The sequence below is a fragment of the Marinicrinis lubricantis genome, assembly GCF_042658665.1.
GTDB classification, from domain to species: domain Bacteria; phylum Bacillota; class Bacilli; order Paenibacillales; family KCTC-33676; genus Marinicrinis; species Marinicrinis lubricantis.
This window is the reverse complement of sequence record NZ_JBHSQV010000082.1, coordinates 1-1,876: the sequence shown is the minus strand read 5'-3', so window position 1 is coordinate 1,876 and position 1,876 is coordinate 1. Positions and strand designations below refer to the sequence as shown.

Annotated in this window: 2 protein-coding genes; one reads left to right on the top strand and one right to left on the bottom strand. The window is 43.3% G+C overall.

Annotated features, from left to right (window positions below; genetic code table 11):
* Nucleotides 1-238 precede the first annotated feature (238 nt).
* A complete protein-coding gene (locus tag ACFPXP_RS08150) occupies nt 239-1,276 on the bottom strand; it encodes a YkvI family membrane protein (RefSeq protein ID WP_379893740.1) in 1,038 nt (345 codons plus the stop codon).
* Nucleotides 1,277-1,570: 294 nt separating this feature from the next.
* On the opposite strand from ACFPXP_RS08150, the gene ACFPXP_RS08145 reads away from it, so the two are divergent.
* Nucleotides 1,571-1,762: a hypothetical protein gene (locus ACFPXP_RS08145; RefSeq protein ID WP_379893739.1), complete on the top strand. Its 192-nt coding sequence runs from the start codon at nt 1,571-1,573 to the stop codon at nt 1,760-1,762.
* Nucleotides 1,763-1,876: the final 114 nt, after the last annotated feature.

The following is a 1,876-nucleotide window of genomic DNA, read 5'->3' as shown; positions in this document are numbered from 1 at the left end:
TGGTAAATCACTGCCATTTTCAACTGGGTTAGTTTCGTGATGCCTTTTTTCCTGACTCGTAGGAGGTTATCCTCAAAACTTTTTCCAATTTACACGAATCAGGGACTTGACATCATACCGCTGGACTCTTTACCTTTTTTTAGAAAGAATGAAAAGATGCTCCTGAGTTTCATTCAAGCGAAAAAGGCTTGAAAAATCAAGTATTTTGCATGAGGCGAAGTGAATTATCACTTGCGGATTATGAATCATCGTTTCGTTTGATTATCAGCGCTGCAAGCCAGGCTGAACTGATGATACCGAAAAGCGGGTACAGTGTCGATAGAAGCGAACTGAAGCCGATTTGGCTGATCATAAAGCAGGCGGCCAGCAGAAGAACGAGCAGCTTCGTTTGAGATAGAGGGGTCTTATCTTCAAGCTGTGTCACGAGTCCGTAGATATCGGCAATGAACGTGGTGAATATTTCTGCGAAAATGATCAGTATGAATAATAGTTGTACGAAGACAGGAAGCTCGAAGGCGAGCCTAGCCATCGGGATTTCATACAAAGCGACAGATGGCATTTGACTGGACAGGGAGAAGTGGAGGGCAAGGAGCATGATGCCTACGCCCAGACCGCCAAGCATTCCGCCCAGACGTATGGTTGATCGGTCGGAGATATGACCACCGATCGGAACAAGAACCGCTTGAGCCAGTCCTAAATTAAATGCAGTATACAGAAGCGGGGATAGCCATACTCTGAGTTGGTCGACAGGCGGGTTCCATTCCACCCAATTGGAAGCGCTCGGAGAGTGGACCGCTTGGACGACAACAAAGCAGATGTAGCAGAACATCAGAGGAACGACGATGGAGTTTACCGTGAAGATGGCTTTCATCCCTCTTCGTATGATCAAGTAGGAGAGAAGAATGGTTATCAGCAGACCGATTTGATAGGAAATCTGAAAATGCTCTTTAAACACGGTCCCTGCACCGGCAAGCATGACGGAGCTAATGCCGAACAGAAACAGCATTAAAAACCGGCTGACCCATTTCCCTGCCGAGGGACCGAACAGATGCCTGTTTAAATCCTCATAAGATTTTGCCCCAATGCGCTGGCTGCTGAGCATCAGCTTCGTGCCCAGCCAAACAAACAGGATGGATGCAGCAAGGATAGTCAGTGTCCCCCAGCGTCCGTATTTTGTAAAGAACTGCAGAATTTCTTGACCCGTCGCAAAACCTGCACCAACGATCGTTCCGATATATGTAAATGCAATTTGTAGGGCAGTAAGCCAGCGTTTCATGATGAACCTCCTGTACAAGCAATATCTCTACATACTTATGCTTGTACAGTGGGGTACATGCTCCGCTGAAGAAAAAAGAAGGGGCTGTCCCACAAGTAATGTCGTACAGTCGTAGTCGAACTTTCTTGGCTGTTCGGGCTCGTATCTGGTTCAATGGATAAACCAAACTTAGAAGATTTCTCTACATCTAACATTCATTTTCCGAAATTTAAAGTGCGATCCATTTTTTTATTGAACACCACACTTATTAAGTGTTATGTATAGTGAAATAAAATAAAAGGAGAGATGTGATTCATGAAGAAGCTTGCAATAGGCATTATCTCGGGAGCTGTTATTCTATACGCTGCATCTGTTAGTGCGAATAATCTTAAAGAATATATACTAAATGAGGCTGACTATCATATTCAAGTAAATCAAAAATCCTATACACCTAAAAATCCAGTATTAAATCTTAATGGAACCACTTATGTTCCATTGAGAGCGTAAAATATCTTGTGTAAATAGATAAATAGCAAAAAGGAAGACCTTTCTTGTAGAATTAAGTCACCACAACCAACTCACAAGAAAGAGGTCTTCCCTATGAATCATTTTACATCAGAT

What these genes read in the sequence shown, in the direction of transcription:
- ACFPXP_RS08150 (WP_379893740.1), bottom strand. Translation starts at nt 1,276, where the DNA reads ATGAAACGCTGGCTTACTGCCCTACAAATTGCATTTACATATATCGGA.
- ACFPXP_RS08145 (WP_379893739.1), top strand. Translation starts at nt 1,571, where the DNA reads ATGAAGAAGCTTGCAATAGGCATTATCTCGGGAGCTGTTATTCTATAC.